Genomic DNA, 16,989 nt, shown 5'->3' on the forward strand with positions numbered 1-16,989 from the left:
ATGGCGGAGCGGTGCGGCGGGCGATGCCGCCAGGTGATGCAGCAAAGACGGTGCAACAGGGGCGACGGTGAGCCCGGCGCGGCGCGAGGGCCGTTCGCAGTGGCGGTGCCGGCCGTGGCGACCGCGATACGCGCCATGCCGGCCCGAGCGGCGGGAGCGCCGGCGTGGTGCGGAGGTGCCCCCGTGCCGGCATCGGATGCACAAGGCCCACGGCCGGCCGGGACGCGGCAAACGGGTCGCCGATCCCGGTCGCGCCAGCGCGCACTTGGCAAGCGCCGGCGAAGTTGGGACACTCGCCGCCATGAAGGGGATGGTGGGGCTTCTGGGGCTGGCAATCGCCACGCTGTCGGCATCGCCGGCCAGCGCCGGCACCCTGTACAAGTGCATCGGCGGCGACGGCGTGCCCAGCTACGTCAGCAAGCGCGTGGCCGGCGCCAGCTGCAGCGTGGTCAGCCGCTATGTGCCCGACCGCAGCACCGCACGCGCGGTGCCCGCGCCTGTCGCGGCGCCCGGTTCCGCCGAACGCGCGCCCAGTCGGAGCGTCATCGCCCTGGCCACGCCGCAGTCCGGCGCCCCGGCCACCATCATCAGCACGCCGGTCGCGGCCCCGGCCCCGGTCGCCGCCAGCGCCGCGCCCAGAAGCGTGGCGCCGGTGGCTGCGGGCACTGGCGCCGCGCCGCGGCGGGTGGTCAGCGGCCAGGTCTATTCCTACATGAAGGACGGCGTGCGCCACTACACCAGCGCGCGCCCGACCCAGGTCGCGAGCCTCGGCGCGGTGCGCACCATCCACTACAGCTTCATCGAGACCTGCTACGCCTGCGCCAATCCCGGACTCAACTTCGGCGCGGTGCGGTTGAACACCACCGCCTACCAGAGCGAGATCGCCGCCGCCGCGCGCGAGTACGGGGTCGACGAGGCGGTGGTGCGCGCGATCATCCATGCCGAGTCGGCGTACAACCCGATGGCGCTGAGCCGCGCCGGCGCGCAGGGCCTGATGCAGCTGATGCCGCCGACCGCGCGCCGCTTCGGGGTCAGCGATTCGTTCGATGCGGCGCAGAACATCCGCGGCGGCGTGCAGTACCTGGCCTGGTTGCTGAAGCGCTTCAACGGCAACCTGACCCTGGCCGCCGCCGGCTACAACGCCGGCGAGGGCGCGGTGGACAAGCATGGCGGGGTGCCGCCGTACAGCGAGACGCAGCGCTACGTGCAGCGGGTCGGCGTGCTGGCCGACCGCTACCGCGGCGTGCTGGCGGCGGCGCATTGAGCGTTCCGGCGGCCGTCGCGACGATGCATTGTCTGCGCGTTGACGGTTCCGCTACACTGCAGTGGATTTTATGCGGCTCGACCCCCACCGAGCCGCTGGCAGCCTCACGCTACCCAATCAAAAATCGGAGTGCCGGATGGCCAACGATGGGGTCAACGATTCTGTAAATGCAGGACGCCGCCGCTTTCTCACCGCCACCACGGCGGTGGTGGGCGCGGTTGGAGCAGGTTTCGTCGCGGTTCCTTTCATCAAGTCGTGGAACCCCAGCGCCAAGGCCAAACTGGCCGGCGCGCCGGTGACCGCCGACATCAGTGCGTTGCAGGAAGGCCAGCGCCTGATCCTGGAGTGGCGCGGTCAGCCGATCTGGATCGTCAAGCGCTCCAAGGCGATCCTGGATGCGCTGCCGACGCTGGACGGACGACTCAAGGACCCCAAGTCCGAGGTCACCGACCAACAGCCGGCCTACATCAAGGGCGAAGGTCGCTCGATCAAGCCCGACATCTCGGTGCTGGTCGGGCTGTGCACGCACCTGGGCTGCTCGCCGGAGATGGTCGCGGAGATCCGCCCCGAGCCCTACGATCCGGAGTGGAAGGGCGGCTATTTCTGCCCCTGCCACAAGTCGCGCTTCGACATGGCCGGCCGCGTGTTCCAGGGCGTGCCCGCGCCGATCAACCTGCTGGTGCCCCCGCATCACTACCAGGACGACAACACGTTGATCATCGGCGTCGATCCGAGTTCCGCGAAGGGAGCCGCCTAAGCCATGGCTGACAATATCCTGACCCGCACCGCGGGCAACGTGTCGGAGTGGGTGAACGAGCGCGCCCCGGGGCTGATGCCGTTCTACCGCAAGCATGTCGGCGAGTACTACGCGCCGAAGAACTTCAACATCTGGTACTACTTCGGCTCGCTGGCGCTGGTGGTGCTGGTCAACCAGATCGTCACCGGCATCTTCCTGACGATGCACTACAAGACCAGCGCGGCCGAGGCGTTCAACTCGGTCGAGTACATCATGCGCGACGTCGAGTGGGGCTGGCTGATCCGCTACATGCACTCCACCGGCGCCTCGCTGTTCTTCATCGTGGTGTACCTGCACATGTTCCGCGGCCTGCTCTACGGCAGCTACAAGAAGCCGCGCGAGCTGGTGTGGATCCTCGGCATGCTGATCTACCTGGTGCTGATGGCCGAGGCCTTCATGGGCTACGTGCTGCCGTGGGGGCAGATGTCGTTCTGGGGCGCGAAGGTGATCATCTCGCTGTTCGGCGCGATCCCGGTGATCGGCAACGGCCTGACCGAATGGATCATGGGCGACTACCTGCCGTCCGACGCCACCCTCAACCGCTTCTTCGCGCTGCACGTGATCGCGTTGCCGCTGGTGCTGCTGCTGCTGGTGGTGCTGCACCTGGGCGCGCTGCACGAGGTCGGCTCCAACAATCCCGACGGCGTGGAGATCAAGAAGGGGCCCAAGGGCAACCGCTGGGATCCGAACAAGCCGGCCGACGGCATTCCGTTCCATCCGTACTACACGGTCAAGGACATGGTCGGGGTCGGGTTCCTGCTGCTGATCGGCGCCTTCATCATCTTCTTCGTGCCGGCCTTCGGCGGCCTGTTCCTGGAGCACGACAACTTCACCGAGGCCAACCGCCTGGTCACGCCCGAGCACATCAAGCCGGTGTGGTACTACACGCCGTACTACGCGATGCTGCGGGTGGTGCCGAACAAGCTCGGCGGCGTGCTGGTGATGTTCTCGGCGATCGCGATCCTGTTCCTGGTGCCCTGGCTGGACCGCGCCAAGGTCAAGTCGATCCGCTACCGCGGCTGGATTTCGCGGGTGATGCTGGGCGTGCTGGCGGTGTGCTTCGTCTGGCTCGGGGTGATCGGTTCCGGTCCCGGCACCGATGCCAGCGAGACCTACATCGGGCGCGTGCTGACCGTGCTGTATTTCGGATTCTTCCTGACCATGCCGATCTGGACCACGCTGGACCGGACCAAGCCGGTGCCGGAGCGGGTGACCACCCATGACTAAGCCCCTGATCACCGTGCTGGCCTGTTTCGGATCCGTGTCGCTGCTGTCCTTCGTGGGCTATCTGCTGCCCTGGGGGCAGATGGCGTTCTGGGGCGCGCAGATGATCGGCTCCCTGCTCGGTGCGACCGCGGGAGGCCAGGCATGAGCAAGCGCCTGATCGCCACCCTGGCCGGTTTCGCCGCCGCCCTGCTGCTGTCCGTCTCGGCACTGGCCGCCGAGGGCGGCGCCACCCAGCAGGCCGGCAACGACCTCGGCGACCGCGCCTCGCTGCAGCGCGGCGCCAAGCTGTTCATGAACTACTGCTCCGGCTGCCATTCGCTGAAATACCTGCGCTATTCGCGCATGGCCGAGGACCTGGGCCTGAGCGAGGAAGAGGTGATGAACAACCTCAACTTCACCGGCGCCAAGGTCGGCGAGCACATCGAGGCGGCGATGCCGCACGATGCGGCGGGCAAGTGGTTCGGCAAGGCGCCGCCGGACCTGAGCCTGATCGCGCGGGTGCGCGGCACCGACTGGGTCTACACCTACCTCAAGTCGTTCTACCTGGACCAGTCGCGTCCGCTGGGCTGGAACAACAAGCTGTTCGCCAACGCCTCGATGCCCAATCCGCTGTGGGAACTGCAGGGCCTGCAGCAGCCGGTCTACGGCAAGGCCGAGCAGGCCGGCATGGACAAGCCGGTGGAGCGGCTGCAGCTGGCCACGCCGGGCAAGGAAACCCCGGCGCAGTTCGACCAGACGGTCCGCGACATCAGCAATTTCCTCGAATACGCCGGCGAACCGGCGGCGCTGAAGCGGCAGAGCCTGGGCGTGTGGGTGGTGCTGTTCCTGGCCCTGCTGACCTTCCTGGCCTATCTGCTGAAGAAGGAATACTGGAAGGACGTGCACTGAGCGTCGGCCTCGCTGCCGACGCGCCGGCTGCATCGTAGCTGACCCGATCCCCTGTTCATCCTATTGGCTTTTGCGAGCGAGGGTTGCACACTCAGGGGCCGTGATGACCGTCAGCAAGGTGTTGGCGGCGTCGATGCGGCCGGCGGATTCCGGTCGTCGGAGAGCCTTGAATGGCGGCGAGTTTGCGCATGCGAAATACCTTGACGTTGTTTTCCTCCACGGATGATGTCCTGTGCCACCGGGTGCGCCTGGTGCTGGCGGCCAAGGGCGTGACCTACGATTTCGTGGCGGTGGATCCGCAGAATCCTCCGGAAGACCTGATCGACCTCAATCCCTACCACTCGGTGCCGACCCTGGTGGAGCGCGAACTGGTGCTGTACGCCGCCTCGGTGGTCAGCGAATACCTGGACGAGCGCTACCCGCATCCGCCGCTGATGCCGGTGGACCCGCTGTCGCGCGCGCGCCTGCGCCTGGCCATGCTGCGCATCGAACACGACTGGGTGCCGCAGGTGCAGGCCATCCAGCTCGGCAACAAGGCCCAGGCCGAGGCCGGGCGCAAGCGGCTCAAGGAGCTGCTGACCGCCTCGGTGCCGCTGTTCAAGGCCAGCAAGTTCTTCCTCAATCCGGAAATGAGCCTGGCCGATTGCGCGATGGCGCCGATCATCTGGCGCCTGCAGGCCCTGGACATCCCGCTGCCCAAGGACGGCAAGGCGATCGAGGACTACGGCAACCGCATCTTCCGCAATCCCGGTTTCATCCGCAGCCTGACCGACCAGGAAAAGAAACTGCGCGAGCTGCCGGCCTGATTTCCCGGCCGCGCCTGGCGCATCCGGCGTTTCCCGAGTTGCGCCGGCGCCTTCGCGTGCCGGCGCGTAGAATTGGCGCATGACCGACGATATTTCCCGCATGACCAGCCATCGCCCGTACCTGCTGCGGGCGCTGGTGGAGTGGATCAACGACAACGGCATGACCCCGCACATCCTGGTGGATGCGGGCCTGCCCAACGTGCAGGTGCCGCCGAGCGCGGTCAAGGACGGCCGGGTGGTGCTCAATATCGCCGAGCGCGCGGTGGTGCGCCTGCAGATCGACAACGACGGGGTCAGCTTCACCGCCCGCTTCGGCGGCGTCAGCTATCCGGTGCAGGTGCCGATGGCCGCGGTGCTGGCGGTCTACGCGCGCGAGACCGGGCAGGGCATGGCGCTGCCGGACGACATCCACGGCGCCACCGAGCCGCCGGGCGACGACCCCCCGCCGCCGCGTCCGACCGGGTCGGACGAAGGTGCCGGCAAGCGGCCGCATCTGCGCGTGGTGAAGTAGGCGATTCCCCAGGGGGTTCAAGCGATTGCCTGCGTTCGCGCGTCGCGATGCGGCGAGCGCACGGCGATTCCCGATCGCGGTCTCGCTGCGCCAGGTGGCGTCGCAGCAGCGCCACCCACGGCCTGGACTCGGCCCGCGCGTGCCCTGTACGCCTCGCTGCCGCCATCATGGCCGGCGGGGCCGGCTCGGGCTGGTTGGTGCATCAACGGTTGCTGCAGATCGAATCTGCTGCGCAGGCGCGCGATCGAATGCGTTGCGCCGATTGCCGGGACGTTGACCACGCCGCCGGTGGCCGCCGCCCGTAGAGGAAGTGACCGGGCCGCGCAGCACTTCGATGCGTTCGCCGAGCGGCGGGTCGACGGTGACCGCGTGGTGCGCGTCAGTCGCGCGGTTCGCGTGGCTCGTGCAGGGCCGTCACCGTGGCCACCGACGGCCCGGTGAACGCGATCAGCTGGTCGCCGAGCAGCACCAGGCGGCCGCTGTGGCGATCGACCCCATCGTAGGAATAATCGAAACGGAAGGTCCGCTCGAAACCCAGCCAACCGCTGGGCAGGCGCCGCAGGCGCAGGCCGGTGCCGTGCACGCTCTGGTCCAGCCACTGCACGTCGGCGGCCTTGCAGGCATTGCGGCCGAGGGCCTCGGCACGTTCGGCGGCGGCACGCGACGCGTTCCAGAACGCGAACACCGCGGCGCCGGCAATCATCATCAGGATCAGGCTGGGCATGGCGCCACTGTAGCGAGGGGCCGGGTGGGGCGGCAATGCTTGGGTTCGGGGTTCGGGGTTCGGGGAATCGGGATTCGGAAATCGGAAATCGGAAATCGGGGCAGGGTTTCAAGAATCGCGAAGCGCGAAGCAAAAGCGCAACGCGCTAAGGCAGGAAGCAGTCTCGAGTTCTGGCCTGCCCGCGTCAGCGCTGCTTGATAGCTGCGTCGCCGCCGGGTGCGTTATTGCCCTGCGCCCGGCAGTGTCGGTCTCGGCGGCACATCCGCTGCGAGCCAGGACTGATGCCAGCGCGTCCGCGCGCTGCGTTCCTGCCTTCCCGTGCGCTCAGGTGGCCCGCAGCGTCCGGAGAGCCACTGTGGGAGCGACTTCAGTCGCGACAGGCGTTCCCGATACGCCCTGGGGCGACTGGATATCAGCGCGCCGGCCGGACAGGTTCGGTGGCATGCGGCTCTGCGGCGGGCGTGGGCATCGCGGGTGTGGTGGCCGCGGGCATGGCAGGCGCGGTACCGGGCGCTGCCGGTGCCGGAAGCGGAGTCGCGGCCGGCGCCGGAACCGGCGGCGCCGCTGGATCGGGCGCCGGCTGCACGCCCGGGGTCGCCGGCGGCTGCAATTGCGCCTGCGGCTGCAGTTGCAGCAGCGCGGCCCAGTCCTGGCGGTTGAAGTCGCACAGTTCCTCGCGGCCGGGCGTGCATTCCAGGCCGGCGCCGTCGTCGCCGACCTGGTCCTGCGCCAGCGGCGCCTGCAGCTGCAGGCGGCCGGCGCGGTCCAGCGGCAGCTTGCGCATGGTCACCGCGTTGAGCACGTTGCCGCCGATCAGGTACAGGGTGTGGTCGCCGCCGACGTTGGCCGCGACCACGATGTCGCAATGCGATTCCCAGGGCAGCGCGCCGCCGCGCGCCAGCGCCTCGCGCAGCCCGGCCGCGCCCAGCGGCTGCTTGCGCCCGCGCAGGAAGCACAGCAGATCGCCCGGTGCGGGCTTGTCCTGCTGCGGATCGGCATAGCGGTACGGCAGGCCGTCGGCGCCGCCCTGGTAGGCGGCGCGGATGTACTCGATATGCCGTACCGAGGTATGGAAGCCGCTCACGCCGGCGTGCACCATCACGTAGGACACGAACGCCGCCGACCACGGGTTGTCGACGATGAACGCACGGCAGTCGGCCTGCCGGTAGCGCGAGCCGTCCAGCGCCTGGCAGCTGGCGGCACCGTCGCTGGCGCCCATCGCGCCCAGCGTGCCGCTGTCGCGCCAGTAGGCGGCCACGCGCTGCCAGGCCTCGATGCCGTGGTCGGCGAGATAGCCGCGTTCGGCCTCGGTCACGCGCAGTCCGGCAAGGCGGCCTTCGGTATCGATGAACGGCCGCCACCACAGGCGATGCTCGTTGCAGGCGGTGCGCACGATGGCCACCGCGGTCGGGGTCAGGCCGTAGCGCGGCGGCAGGTCGCACACTTCCGCCGCGGCCGCACGGCCGGCGGGAAACAGGGCGGCGGCACACAACAACGCGAACCAGGGACGGGCCATCGGCGACTCGGTGAATGGGGGAAGTGCAGCGTCGCAGAGCGGCGGGGCCGCGGCCGTGAAGTCAGTGCGGCGGCGGGCCCAGCTTCAGCGACAGGTCCACCGCCTGCACGTGCTTGGTCAGCGCGCCGATGGAGATGCAGTCCACGCCGTCGGCGGCGATCGCGCGCACGCCGTCCAGGTCGACGCCGCCGGACACTTCCAGCGGGATCGCGCGGTGGAACGGCGCGGCCGCGGCGATCGCCACCGCCGCGCGGCGCTGCGCCGCGTCGAAATCGTCGATCAGGATGCGGTCGCAGCCGACCTGCAGCGCCTCGCGCAGCTGGTCCAGCGTCTCCACCTCGACCACCAGCGGCAGCGCCGGCCACTGCGCGCGCGCGGCATGCACCGCCGTGGTCAGCGAGCCGGCGGCGCGGATGTGGTTTTCCTTCAGCATCACCGTGTCGTACAGGCCGAAGCGGTGGTTGCTGCCGCCGCCGCAGCGCACCGCGTACTTCTGCGCCGCGCGCAGGCCGGGCAGGGTCTTGCGCGTGTCGAGGATGCGCGCGCCGGTGCCGGCGACCGCGGCGACGTAGGCGGCGGTGGCGGTGGCGGTGGCCGACAGGGTCTGCAGGAAGTTCAACGAGGCGCGCTCGGCGCTGACCAGCGCGCGACTGCGCCCGTGCAGCAGCGCCAGCACCGTGCCGGCGGCGACGCGCTGGCCTTCGGCGATGCGCCAGTCGATCTGCACACGCGGGTCGAGCGCGCGGTGGCAGGCGTCGAACCAGGGCCGGCCGGCGATCACCGCATCCTGCTTGCACAGCAGGTAGGCGCTGTCGGCGCGGTCGGGCAACAGCGCGGCGGTGACGTCGCCGCTGCCCAGGTCCTCGGCCAGCGCGCGCGCCACGTCGGCGTCGATCAGGTCTTGCGCCGGCGCCTGCAGCGGCGCCACGTCGCTGCTCATTTGCCCGGGAAGTCGGCGAGCTGGGCGGTGGCGATCGCTTCTTCGGCCAGCAGCACCGGGATGCCGTCGTCGACGCGGAACACCTGCTTGCGGTCGCGGGTGACCAGCGCCTCGCGCAGGGGCTGCGCCTGCGGGCTGCCGTCGGCGCGCTGCACGGTGCCGTCGGCGATGGCGCGGTTCAGCGCCTCCAGGCCGCGCGCATCCAGCAGGGCCAGCGGTTGGCGGGTGTCGGGCGAGCACAGCAGGTCGAGCAGTTTGCGGTCCATCCGGTCTTCGTCTTGCGTGGAAGACGGCTAGAATACGTCTTTAAGGCAGGGGACGGCCATGACCTCCAAGCAAACCGCGCCGCTCGTCGGCATCGTGATGGGCTCCCGTTCCGACTGGGAGACCATGCAGCATGCGGCGCAGAAACTCGATGCGCTGGGCGTGCCCTACGAAGTGAAGGTGGTGTCCGCGCACCGCACCCCGGACGTATTGTTCGCCTATGCCGAAGCGGCGTCCGCGCGCGGGCTGCGCGCGATCGTGGCCGGTGCCGGCGGCGCCGCGCACCTGCCGGGCATGCTCGCGGCCAAGACTGCGGTGCCGGTGCTCGGCGTGCCGGTACAGTCCAAGGCGTTGAACGGAATGGACTCGCTGCTGTCGATCGTGCAGATGCCGGCCGGCATCCCGGTGGCCACGTTCGCGATCGGCAATGCCGGCGCGGCCAATGCCGCGCTGTTCGCCGCGGCGATGCTGGCCGCCGAGCACGCCGACATCGCCGCTGCGCTGGGCGATCTCCGCCAGCGCCAGACCGATGAGGTGATGGCCAAGGACGATCCGCGCCAATGACCAGCACTGTCGGAATCCTGGGCGGCGGCCAGCTGGCGCGCATGCTGGCCGTGGCCGGCGCGCCGCTGGGCCTGCGTTTCGTGATGCTGGATACGGTGGCCGATGCCTGCGCCGGGCAGGTCGCGCCGCTGCAGGTCGGCGACTACCGCGACGAGGCGGCGCTGGCCGCGTTCGCGGCGAAGATCGATGTGGCCACCTTCGATTTCGAGAACGTGCCGGCAGCCAGCGCCGAATGGCTGGCGGGGCAGGTGCCGGTGTTCCCGAATCCGCGCGCCTTGGCGGTGGCGCAGGACCGGCTGGCCGAGAAGACCCTGTTCCGCGAGCTGGGCATCCCGGTGCCGGACTTCGCCGCGGTCGGCAGCCGCGAGGAACTGGACGCGGCGCTGGCGCAGGTCGGCATCCCGTGCATCCTCAAGACCCGGCGCCTGGGCTACGACGGCAAGGGCCAGTTCCGGATCAAGTCCGCGGCCGACGCCGAGGCGGCCTGGGCCGCGCTGGGCGCGCAGGCGTCCAGCGTCGGCCTGATCGTGGAAGCCTTCGTGCCGTTCCAGCGCGAGATCAGCGTGGTCGCGGTGCGTGGCCGCGACGGCGAGTTCCGCAGCTGGCCACTGACCGAGAACTGGCACGTGCAGGGCGTGCTGTCGGCCAGCCTGGCCCCGGCGCAGGCCGACGCGGCGCTGGCGCAGGCCGCCATCGCCCATGCGCAGGCGCTGGCCGAGCGGCTGCAGTACGTGGGCGTGTTCGCGCTGGAGCTGTTCTGCCGCGACGGCGAACTGCTCGCCAACGAGATGGCGCCGCGGGTGCACAACTCCGGGCACTGGACCATCGAAGGTGCGGAGACCTCGCAGTTCGAGAACCACCTGCGCGCGGTGCTGGGCCTGCCGTTGGGGTCCACGCGCATGCTCGGCCATGCCTGCATGCTCAACTGGATCGGGCAGATGCCCGACGCCGCGCCGGTGCTGGCGCAACCCGGCGGCCATTGGCACGACTACGGCAAGGAAGCGCGCGAAGGCCGCAAGGTCGGCCACGCCACGCTGCGCGAGGACACGCCGGCGGCCCTGGCGCAGGCGCTGCAGGCGGTCGGCGCGCAACTGCAGCGCAGCGAGCAAGTCGCGCCGGTGATCGAGACCCTGCGCGCGCAGGGCCGAGCCGGCTGAAACATGTCGCGCCCAGGCCGCGCTTGGGCCTGATCGGGAACGAGGCGCTAGCGGCGCCAGCGGCTACGCATCAACCATTCGCTCGAACCCGAGCGAATGCCTGCAGGCCGCTCATCCCAATCCCGAAGCGCTTTACAACAGCCGCAGGCTGGTCATCCCCAATCCCCAATCCCGGCTTCACCGCATGTTCGCCGCCACGAACTCCCAATTCACCAGCTTCCAGAACGCCTCCAGGTAGCGCGCGCGGTCGCCGCGGTAGTCGCCCCAGTAGGCGTGTTCCCACAGGTCGCAGGCCAGCAGCGGGGTGTCCTCGCCGGTCAGCGGCGAGCCGACGTTGACCGTGGCGACCAGGGCCAGGGTGGCGTCCGGGCGCTGCACCAGCCATACCCAGCCCGAACCGAACACGGCCAGCGCCATGCGTTCGAAATCGGCCTTGAAGCGGGCGACGTCGCCGAAGCTCCTGGCGAGGCGCTCGGCGAGCGCGCCGCCCGGGTCGCCGCCGCCGCGCGGGCGCAGTCCCTGCCAGTAGAACTCGTGGTTCCAGACCTCGGCGGCGTGCTGGAACAGCCGGCCCTGGGTACGGCGCACCAGTTCCTGCAACGGCAGGTCGGCGAATTCGCTGCCGGCGAGCTGCGCGTTGAGCCGTTCCACCAGCATGCGCTGGTGCTGGCCGTGGTGCTGGTCCACGGTCTCGGCGGACAGGTGCGGCGCCAGCGCCGCGCGGTCGTACGGCAGGGGAGCGAGTTCGATGGCCATGGATCCTCGGGGCGGTTTCGGGCGCGCATGTCGGTACCGGCATGCGCAGGGCTTACACTATGCGGCTACGCGAAAGTCTAGCCGACCGCCGAGGTCGTTCTTTCGCCCAAGCAGGAGAAACCCATGCAGGTGATGGAGCGCATCCAGGCCGACATCGAACGCCATCCCATCGTGTTGTTCATGAAGGGCACGCCGCAGTACCCGATGTGCGGCTTTTCCAGCCGCGCGCTGCAGGCCCTGCTGGCGGCCGGCGCCGACCGGCTGCACACCGTCAACGTGCTCGAGGAGCCGGAGATCCGCGCCAACCTGCCGCGCCATTCGAACTGGCCGACGTTCCCGCAGCTGTTCATCCATGGCGAGCTGATCGGCGGCTGCGACATCACCCTGGAGCTGTTCGAATCCGGCGAGCTGCAGCGCATCGTGGCCGAGGCCTACCAGCCGTGAGCGAGCCGGCGACGTCGCACGCGGGCGCGTTGGCGCAGCGCGTGGTGCTGGTATGCGGGGCCGCCGGCGGGCTGGGCAGCGCCGCGGCGCTGGCCTGCGCCCAGGCCGGCGCCACGGTGGTGCTGCTCGGGCACAAGCCGGCGCGCCTGAACCGGGTCTACGACGCGATCGCCGCGATCGGCGCGCAGCCGCTGCTGTATCCGCTGGACCTGCTCGGCGCCACGCCGGAGGACTACGCGACGCTGGCCGAGCGGGTGCATGCCGAGCTCGGACGGCTGGACGGCCTGCTGCACTGCGCCGCCGATTTCGTCGGCCTGACCCCGCTCGAGCACGCCGATCCGGCGCAGTTCGCGCGCGCCATCCACGTCAACCTGACCGCCCCGGGCTGGCTGACCCAGGCCTGCCTGCCGCTGCTCAAACAGGCGCCGGACGCGGCGATCGTGTTCGCGCTGGACGACCCGGCGCGCGTCGGCCAGGCCTACTGGGGCGGCTACGGCGCGGCCCAGCATGGCCGCCGCGGCCTGCTGGCGACCCTGCACGGCGAACTGGCGGCCTCCCCGGTGCGCGTGGCCGGGCTGCAGCCCGGGCCGATGCGCACCGCACTGCGCGCCCGCGCCTACACCCACCAGGAAGACTTCGACGCAGTGGATCCGGCGCGCTACGCAGCCGCCTGCGTGGAACTGCTGTCGCCCGCCGGCGCCGTGCACCGCGGCGCGATCTGGAATCCCTTGGCATGACCATCCTGTCGGCGGCGCTGCTGCTGTTCCTGATCCTCGACCCGCTGGGCAACATCCCGGTGTTCCTCAGCGTGCTCAAGCCGCTGCCGGCCAAGCGCCAGCGCATCGTGCTGGCGCGCGAACTGCTGATCGCGCTGGGCGTGCTGATGGCGTTCCTGTGGGGCGGCAAGTACGCGCTGGAAGTGATGCACCTGCGCCAGGAGTCGGTGGCGATCGCCGGCGGCATCGTGCTGTTCCTGATCGGCATCCGCATGATCTTCCCGCGCCCGGAAGGCCTGATGGGCGAGATTCCCGACGGCGAACCGTTCATTGTGCCGCTGGCGATCCCGCTGGTGGCCGGCCCCTCGGGCATGGCCGCGGTGATGCTGATGGGCAGCAACGAACCCACCCGCCTGGGCGAATGGAGCCTGGCGCTGATCCTGGCCTGGGTCGGCACCTCGGCGCTGCTGTTCTCCGGCACCCTGTTGTACAAGCTGCTCGGCATGCGCGTGCTGACCGCGGTCGAGCGGCTGATGGGCATGCTGCTGGTGGCGATCTCGGTGCAGATGTTCCTGGACGGCCTCACGGCCTATCTGAAACTGCCGGGCGCCGGCTGAGCGGGAGCGTGCCGCCGCCGTTGCGGCATGCGCGCCGCGTCGCTAGCGGACACTGGTCTTGTCGCGGGCGCTAGCGCTGGGGCGGCCCAAGCCGGTTGCTTGCGCATGGCGATGCGCTTTGGGGCGCCGAGTGCCGCGCGTGGCGGCAGATCAAAGTTCCGTCAACTGCGGCTAACGTGAGCCAATAGCCTCCCTGCCGCGCGCCTTGCGAGCGATAGACGAGCGCGGCGTACCCCAATGGCCACGGCTCTCCGCCGCCCATTGGGCGGCGAGGGCGTGTGTTGGATGAGCTCGTTTCTGCCCGTATGCGCTGGGCTGCGCGTCCCTCGCCGAACCCTGCTGCCCACTCGAGCCAAATGCCAGTTCCCACGAACTGGGATCCATGTCTTGTCATGTCCGCTTGTGTCTGGCTGTCACGTTTTGGCAACAAATCGGCCCTATGGTGTTAAACTCACGTTAACCCTTGCGGGGGATCCAGCAAGGGGGCACGAACCTCATTCCGCTGCCGTGCGTCGACCAGGGACGGCTAGCTATGCGCATTTCGTCAACTTCCATCGAGGCTATTGCAATGACTCAACCCCGCCGTCTCCGGATGTCCAAGCTCACTCTTGGCCTCGTAGCTGCGCTCGCCGCCGCCCCCGTGTTTGCCCAGAGCACGTCCGCCGGCATCGCCGGTCAGGTCGTGGGTGCTGGTGGCCAGCCGGTGCCAAACGCGGAGGTGACGATCACGCACGTCGAATCCGGCACCGTCAGCCGCGCGGTCACCGATGCCAGCGGCCGCTACAACGCGCGCGGTCTGCGCGTCGGCGGTCCGTACACCATCGTCGTCACCGGTTCCGGTGCGGGCACCACGACCCGTGAAGGTGTGTACCTGAATCTGGACAAGGTGAATGAAGTCGACGCCACGCTTGGCGGCGATGTCTCCACCCTGGGCACCGTGCAGGCGATCGTCGGCAGCTACGGCTCGGCCGTGTTCAGCGCCAACAAGATGGGTACCGGCACCAACGTGACTCGCGAGGACATCGATTCGCTGCCGTCGATCAACCGCAACCTGCAGGACTATGTGCGCCTGGATCCGCGCGTGTCGCAGACCGACAAGTCGCGCAACGAGATTTCGGTGGGCGGCCAGAACCCGCGCTACAACGCGATCCGCGTCGACGGCATCAGCACCAACGACGCGTTCGGCCTGGAGTCCAACAGCCTGCCGACGCCACGCCAGCCGTTCTCGATGGACGTGATCGACGAGATCTCGATCGACGTCGCCAACTACGACGTGAGCATCAGCGGCGGCACCGGTGGCGTGATCAACGCGGTGACCAAATCCGGCACCAACGAGTTCCACGGCTCGGTGTATGGCACCTACCGCGACAACGACTGGTCCGGCAAGAACCAGAACGACATCCGTCCCAAGCTGTTCGACAGCGAGAAGACCTACGGCCTGACCGTGGGCGGCCCGATCGTCAAGGACAAGCTGTTCTTCTTCGCCAACTACGAGAAGTACGAGGGCAAGGGCGTGTTCACCGGCGCTTCGGGCTATGGCCCGACCGGCTCCGGCGCCAGCAACATCGTCAACGTCTCGCAGGCGCAGGTCGACGAGATCATCGACATCTCCCGGAACGTCTATGGCTTCGAGCCGGGCACCCTGGCGCTGCCCGCGCTGAATTCCGACTCGGAAGAGAAGGGCTTTAAGCTGGATTGGAACATCAGCGACAAGCACCGCGCTTCGTTCCGCTATGGCAAGTCCGAGCAGAGTACCGCCAACCTCAACGGCTTCACCTCCTCGGCGCTGTCGCTGAACTCCTACCACTACGTCCGCGACTTCGAGCTGGAAACCTACACCGGCCAGCTGTTCAGCGACTGGACCGATACCTTCTCCACCGAAGCCAAGGTCTCCTATCGCGACTACGCCACCGAGCGTACCGCTGCCTCGCAGCTGCCGGCGATTGCCGTGCGCGTGGGCAACTCCACGATCAACCTCGGCACCGAGCAGAGCACCCAGGCCAACGCGCTGCGTACCGAGACCTGGAACGCATTCTTCGCCGGCAACCTGTTCCTGAACGACCACACGGTGAAGTTCGGCTTCGACTACGAAGACAACGACATCTTCAACCTGTTCGCGCAGCGCGTGTTCGGCTCGTACACGTTCAATTCGATCGCCGACTATCGCGCCAACCGCCCCGCCAACTATCGCTATTCCAAATCGAACTCGGGCAATATCGATGACATCGCCGCGCAGTGGGGCATCCGCAACCTGGGCCTGTTCGTGCAGGACACCTGGGCGGTCAACAGCAATCTGACCCTGACCTTCGGTCTGCGCTACGACGAGCCGATGGTGAAGGACAAGCCGCAGTACAACGCGGCGGCATCGACCGCGTTCGGCGTGCGCAACGATGCGACCATCGACGGCAACGGCCTGTTCGAGCCACGCTTCGGCTTCAACTATACCTTCGATGCGGAGCGCCCGACCCAGCTGCGTGGCGGCGTGGGCCTGTTCCAGGGTGCGGCTGCTTCGGTGTGGCTGTCCAATCCGTATTCGAACACTGGTCTGGCCTACACCGACTACAACTTCTCCAATACCGCTTTGATCAATTCCAACGGTATCCGTTTCACCCCGGACATCAATAACCAGCCGACGGGCAACGGCAGTGTTGGTGGTGCTACGCAGTCCGTCGACTTCGTCGACAAGGATCTCGGCCAGCCGTCGGTGTGGAAGGCCAACCTTGCGTTCGACACCGAGCTGCCGTGGTACGGCATCGTCGCGTCGGTGGAAGGCGTCGTGACGTCGGTTGAGGAAGCGATCTACTACCAGCAGCTGAATCTCGGTACCGCGACCGCTGTGGGTCAGGATGGCCGCGAAATCTATTGGAACGCAGCGGGTCGCAACCCGGCCAGTTGGAACGTGAATGGTTCCCAGCCTACGGGGGTATCCGTCGACGCGCGTACCAATCGTCTGCGGGCCTACAACGATGCCATCATCGCCCGCTCCACCAGCAAGGGTGGCAGCCAGAGTCTGACCGTCGGTCTGAGCAAGCCGTTCAACGACAGCGACTGGTCGTGGAGCATGTCTTACACCTACACCAATGCGGACGAAGTCAGCACGCTGACCAGTTCGACATCGAGCTCCCAGCTGGGCAACACCGCAGTGTTTCAGGCCAACGAAGAGGTCAACACCACGTCGGCGTACGAGATCAAGAACAGCTTCCTGGCGACCCTGCAGTGGAAGCATGCGTTCTTCGGCGACTACAACACCAAGGTCGGCCTGATCTACCAGGGCCGCAGCGGCCGTCCGTATAGCTATACGTTCGACAACGACGCCAACGGCGACGGCCGCTTGAACGACCTGCTGTACATCCCGCGCGCCCCGGGCGACGTGCTGTTCGGCTCGGCTGCCGAAGAGACGGCGTTCTGGAACTATGTGAACGGCAACGAGTACCTGAAGTCGCATTTGGGACAGGTCGCCCAGCGCAACGATTCGCGCAATCCGTGGGTCAACCAGTTCGACCTGCATATCGAGCAAGAGATTCCTGGTTTCCTCAAGGGTAACAAGGCCTCCATCTGGCTCGACGTGATGAACGTGGGCAACCTGCTGAACAAGAAGTGGGGCCGAGTGGAAGAGGTCGCGTTCCCGGCGATGCGCGGTATCGTCGAGTACGGCGGCATCGACCAGGCCACCGGCAAGTACGTGTACCGCTACAACGGCGCGGACAACCTGACCGTCTACGACGACAAGGGCATCTCGCGCTGGGCGCTGCAGGTGGGCTTCCGCTACCAGTTCTAAAAGCTGCGGCGATGCATGTAT

The 16,989-nt window shown here is 68.4% G+C and carries 18 protein-coding genes; 13 read left to right on the forward strand and 5 right to left on the reverse strand.

Going from position 1 to position 16,989, the window contains the following annotated elements; genetic code table 11:
• Window positions 1-301: 301 nt before the first annotated feature.
• The 7 genes from OCJ37_RS07960 to OCJ37_RS07990 all read left to right on the forward strand — a co-directional run bounded on the left by OCJ37_RS07960 (window position 302) and on the right by OCJ37_RS07990 (window position 5,492).
• A complete protein-coding gene (locus tag OCJ37_RS07960) occupies window positions 302-1,264 on the forward strand; it encodes a lytic transglycosylase domain-containing protein (protein WP_263113126.1) in 963 nt (320 codons plus the stop codon).
• Window positions 1,265-1,400: 136 nt separating this feature from the next.
• Window positions 1,401-2,021 carry a ubiquinol-cytochrome c reductase iron-sulfur subunit gene (petA, locus tag OCJ37_RS07965; protein WP_263113621.1) on the forward strand — a complete coding sequence of 207 codons (621 nt, stop codon included), beginning with the start codon at window positions 1,401-1,403 and terminating at the stop codon, window positions 2,019-2,021.
• Between the two features lie 3 nt (window positions 2,022-2,024).
• Window positions 2,025-3,287, forward strand: a complete 1,263-nt coding sequence (locus OCJ37_RS07970) for a cytochrome b (RefSeq protein WP_263113127.1) — start codon at window positions 2,025-2,027, stop codon at window positions 3,285-3,287.
• Entirely contained in the window at window positions 3,280-3,432 is a 153-nt protein-coding gene (locus OCJ37_RS07975) for a hypothetical protein (protein WP_263113128.1), read from the forward strand. The genes OCJ37_RS07970 and OCJ37_RS07975 overlap by 8 nt, the downstream gene beginning before the upstream one ends.
• Window positions 3,429-4,175: a cytochrome c1 gene (locus tag OCJ37_RS07980; protein WP_263113129.1), complete on the forward strand. Its 747-nt coding sequence runs from the start codon at window positions 3,429-3,431 to the stop codon at window positions 4,173-4,175. Before OCJ37_RS07975 ends, OCJ37_RS07980 begins: the two co-directional genes overlap by 4 nt.
• A gap of 170 nt (window positions 4,176-4,345) precedes the next feature.
• Window positions 4,346-4,981, forward strand: a complete 636-nt coding sequence (locus tag OCJ37_RS07985; RefSeq protein WP_263113130.1) for a glutathione S-transferase N-terminal domain-containing protein — start codon at window positions 4,346-4,348, stop codon at window positions 4,979-4,981.
• Window positions 4,982-5,060: 79 nt separating this feature from the next.
• The gene (locus OCJ37_RS07990; RefSeq protein ID WP_263113131.1) at window positions 5,061-5,492 is read left to right on the forward strand and encodes a ClpXP protease specificity-enhancing factor; all 432 of its coding nucleotides are present in this window, start codon (window positions 5,061-5,063) and stop codon (window positions 5,490-5,492) included.
• A gap of 379 nt (window positions 5,493-5,871) precedes the next feature.
• Here the strand turns inward: OCJ37_RS07990 and OCJ37_RS07995 are convergent, their stop codons facing one another.
• The 4 genes from OCJ37_RS07995 to OCJ37_RS08010 all read right to left on the reverse strand — a co-directional run bounded on the left by OCJ37_RS07995 (window position 5,872) and on the right by OCJ37_RS08010 (window position 8,938).
• Window positions 5,872-6,216, reverse strand: a complete 345-nt coding sequence (locus tag OCJ37_RS07995) for a DUF3301 domain-containing protein (protein ID WP_263113132.1) — start codon at window positions 6,214-6,216, stop codon at window positions 5,872-5,874.
• 412 nt (window positions 6,217-6,628) lie between these two features.
• Window positions 6,629-7,732 carry a DUF2272 domain-containing protein gene (locus tag OCJ37_RS08000; protein WP_263113133.1) on the reverse strand — a complete coding sequence of 368 codons (1,104 nt, stop codon included), beginning with the start codon at window positions 7,730-7,732 and terminating at the stop codon, window positions 6,629-6,631.
• Between the two features lie 61 nt (window positions 7,733-7,793).
• Entirely contained in the window at window positions 7,794-8,672 is an 879-nt protein-coding gene (nadC, locus tag OCJ37_RS08005) for a carboxylating nicotinate-nucleotide diphosphorylase (protein WP_263113134.1), read from the reverse strand.
• A complete protein-coding gene (locus tag OCJ37_RS08010) occupies window positions 8,669-8,938 on the reverse strand; it encodes a Trm112 family protein (protein WP_263113135.1) in 270 nt (89 codons plus the stop codon). Before OCJ37_RS08010 ends, nadC begins: the two co-directional genes overlap by 4 nt.
• 58 nt (window positions 8,939-8,996) lie before the next feature.
• Between OCJ37_RS08010 and purE the strand changes: the two genes are divergently transcribed.
• Together purE and OCJ37_RS08020 are read left to right on the forward strand one after the other, a co-directional pair.
• Window positions 8,997-9,500, forward strand: coding sequence for a 5-(carboxyamino)imidazole ribonucleotide mutase (gene purE, locus OCJ37_RS08015; protein ID WP_263113136.1), 504 nt, complete (start codon window positions 8,997-8,999; stop codon window positions 9,498-9,500).
• Window positions 9,497-10,657: a 5-(carboxyamino)imidazole ribonucleotide synthase gene (locus OCJ37_RS08020; RefSeq protein WP_263113137.1), complete on the forward strand. Its 1,161-nt coding sequence runs from the start codon at window positions 9,497-9,499 to the stop codon at window positions 10,655-10,657. The genes purE and OCJ37_RS08020 overlap by 4 nt, the downstream gene beginning before the upstream one ends.
• Before the next feature lie 177 nt (window positions 10,658-10,834).
• On the opposite strand, the gene OCJ37_RS08025 is transcribed toward OCJ37_RS08020, so the two are convergent.
• A complete protein-coding gene (locus OCJ37_RS08025; RefSeq protein WP_263113138.1) occupies window positions 10,835-11,413 on the reverse strand; it encodes a superoxide dismutase in 579 nt (192 codons plus the stop codon).
• Window positions 11,414-11,536: 123 nt separating this feature from the next.
• Here OCJ37_RS08025 and grxD point away from each other — a divergent pair, with 123 nt between their 5' ends.
• From grxD to OCJ37_RS08045, 4 genes are all read left to right on the forward strand, one after another.
• Window positions 11,537-11,857 carry a Grx4 family monothiol glutaredoxin gene (gene grxD / locus OCJ37_RS08030; protein WP_263113139.1) on the forward strand — a complete coding sequence of 107 codons (321 nt, stop codon included), beginning with the start codon at window positions 11,537-11,539 and terminating at the stop codon, window positions 11,855-11,857.
• A complete protein-coding gene (locus tag OCJ37_RS08035; RefSeq protein ID WP_263113140.1) occupies window positions 11,854-12,594 on the forward strand; it encodes an SDR family NAD(P)-dependent oxidoreductase in 741 nt (246 codons plus the stop codon). The genes grxD and OCJ37_RS08035 overlap by 4 nt, the downstream gene beginning before the upstream one ends.
• A complete protein-coding gene (locus OCJ37_RS08040) occupies window positions 12,591-13,190 on the forward strand; it encodes a YhgN family NAAT transporter (RefSeq protein WP_263113141.1) in 600 nt (199 codons plus the stop codon). The genes OCJ37_RS08035 and OCJ37_RS08040 overlap by 4 nt, the downstream gene beginning before the upstream one ends.
• Before the next feature lie 568 nt (window positions 13,191-13,758).
• Window positions 13,759-16,968 (forward strand): TonB-dependent receptor, encoded by a 3,210-nt coding sequence (locus OCJ37_RS08045; RefSeq protein WP_263113622.1) that lies wholly within the window; start codon window positions 13,759-13,761, stop codon window positions 16,966-16,968.
• The last annotated feature ends 21 nt before the right edge of the window (window positions 16,969-16,989 follow it).

This window comes from Xanthomonas sp. AM6 (assembly GCF_025665335.1).
Classification (GTDB): domain Bacteria; phylum Pseudomonadota; class Gammaproteobacteria; order Xanthomonadales; family Xanthomonadaceae; genus Xanthomonas_A.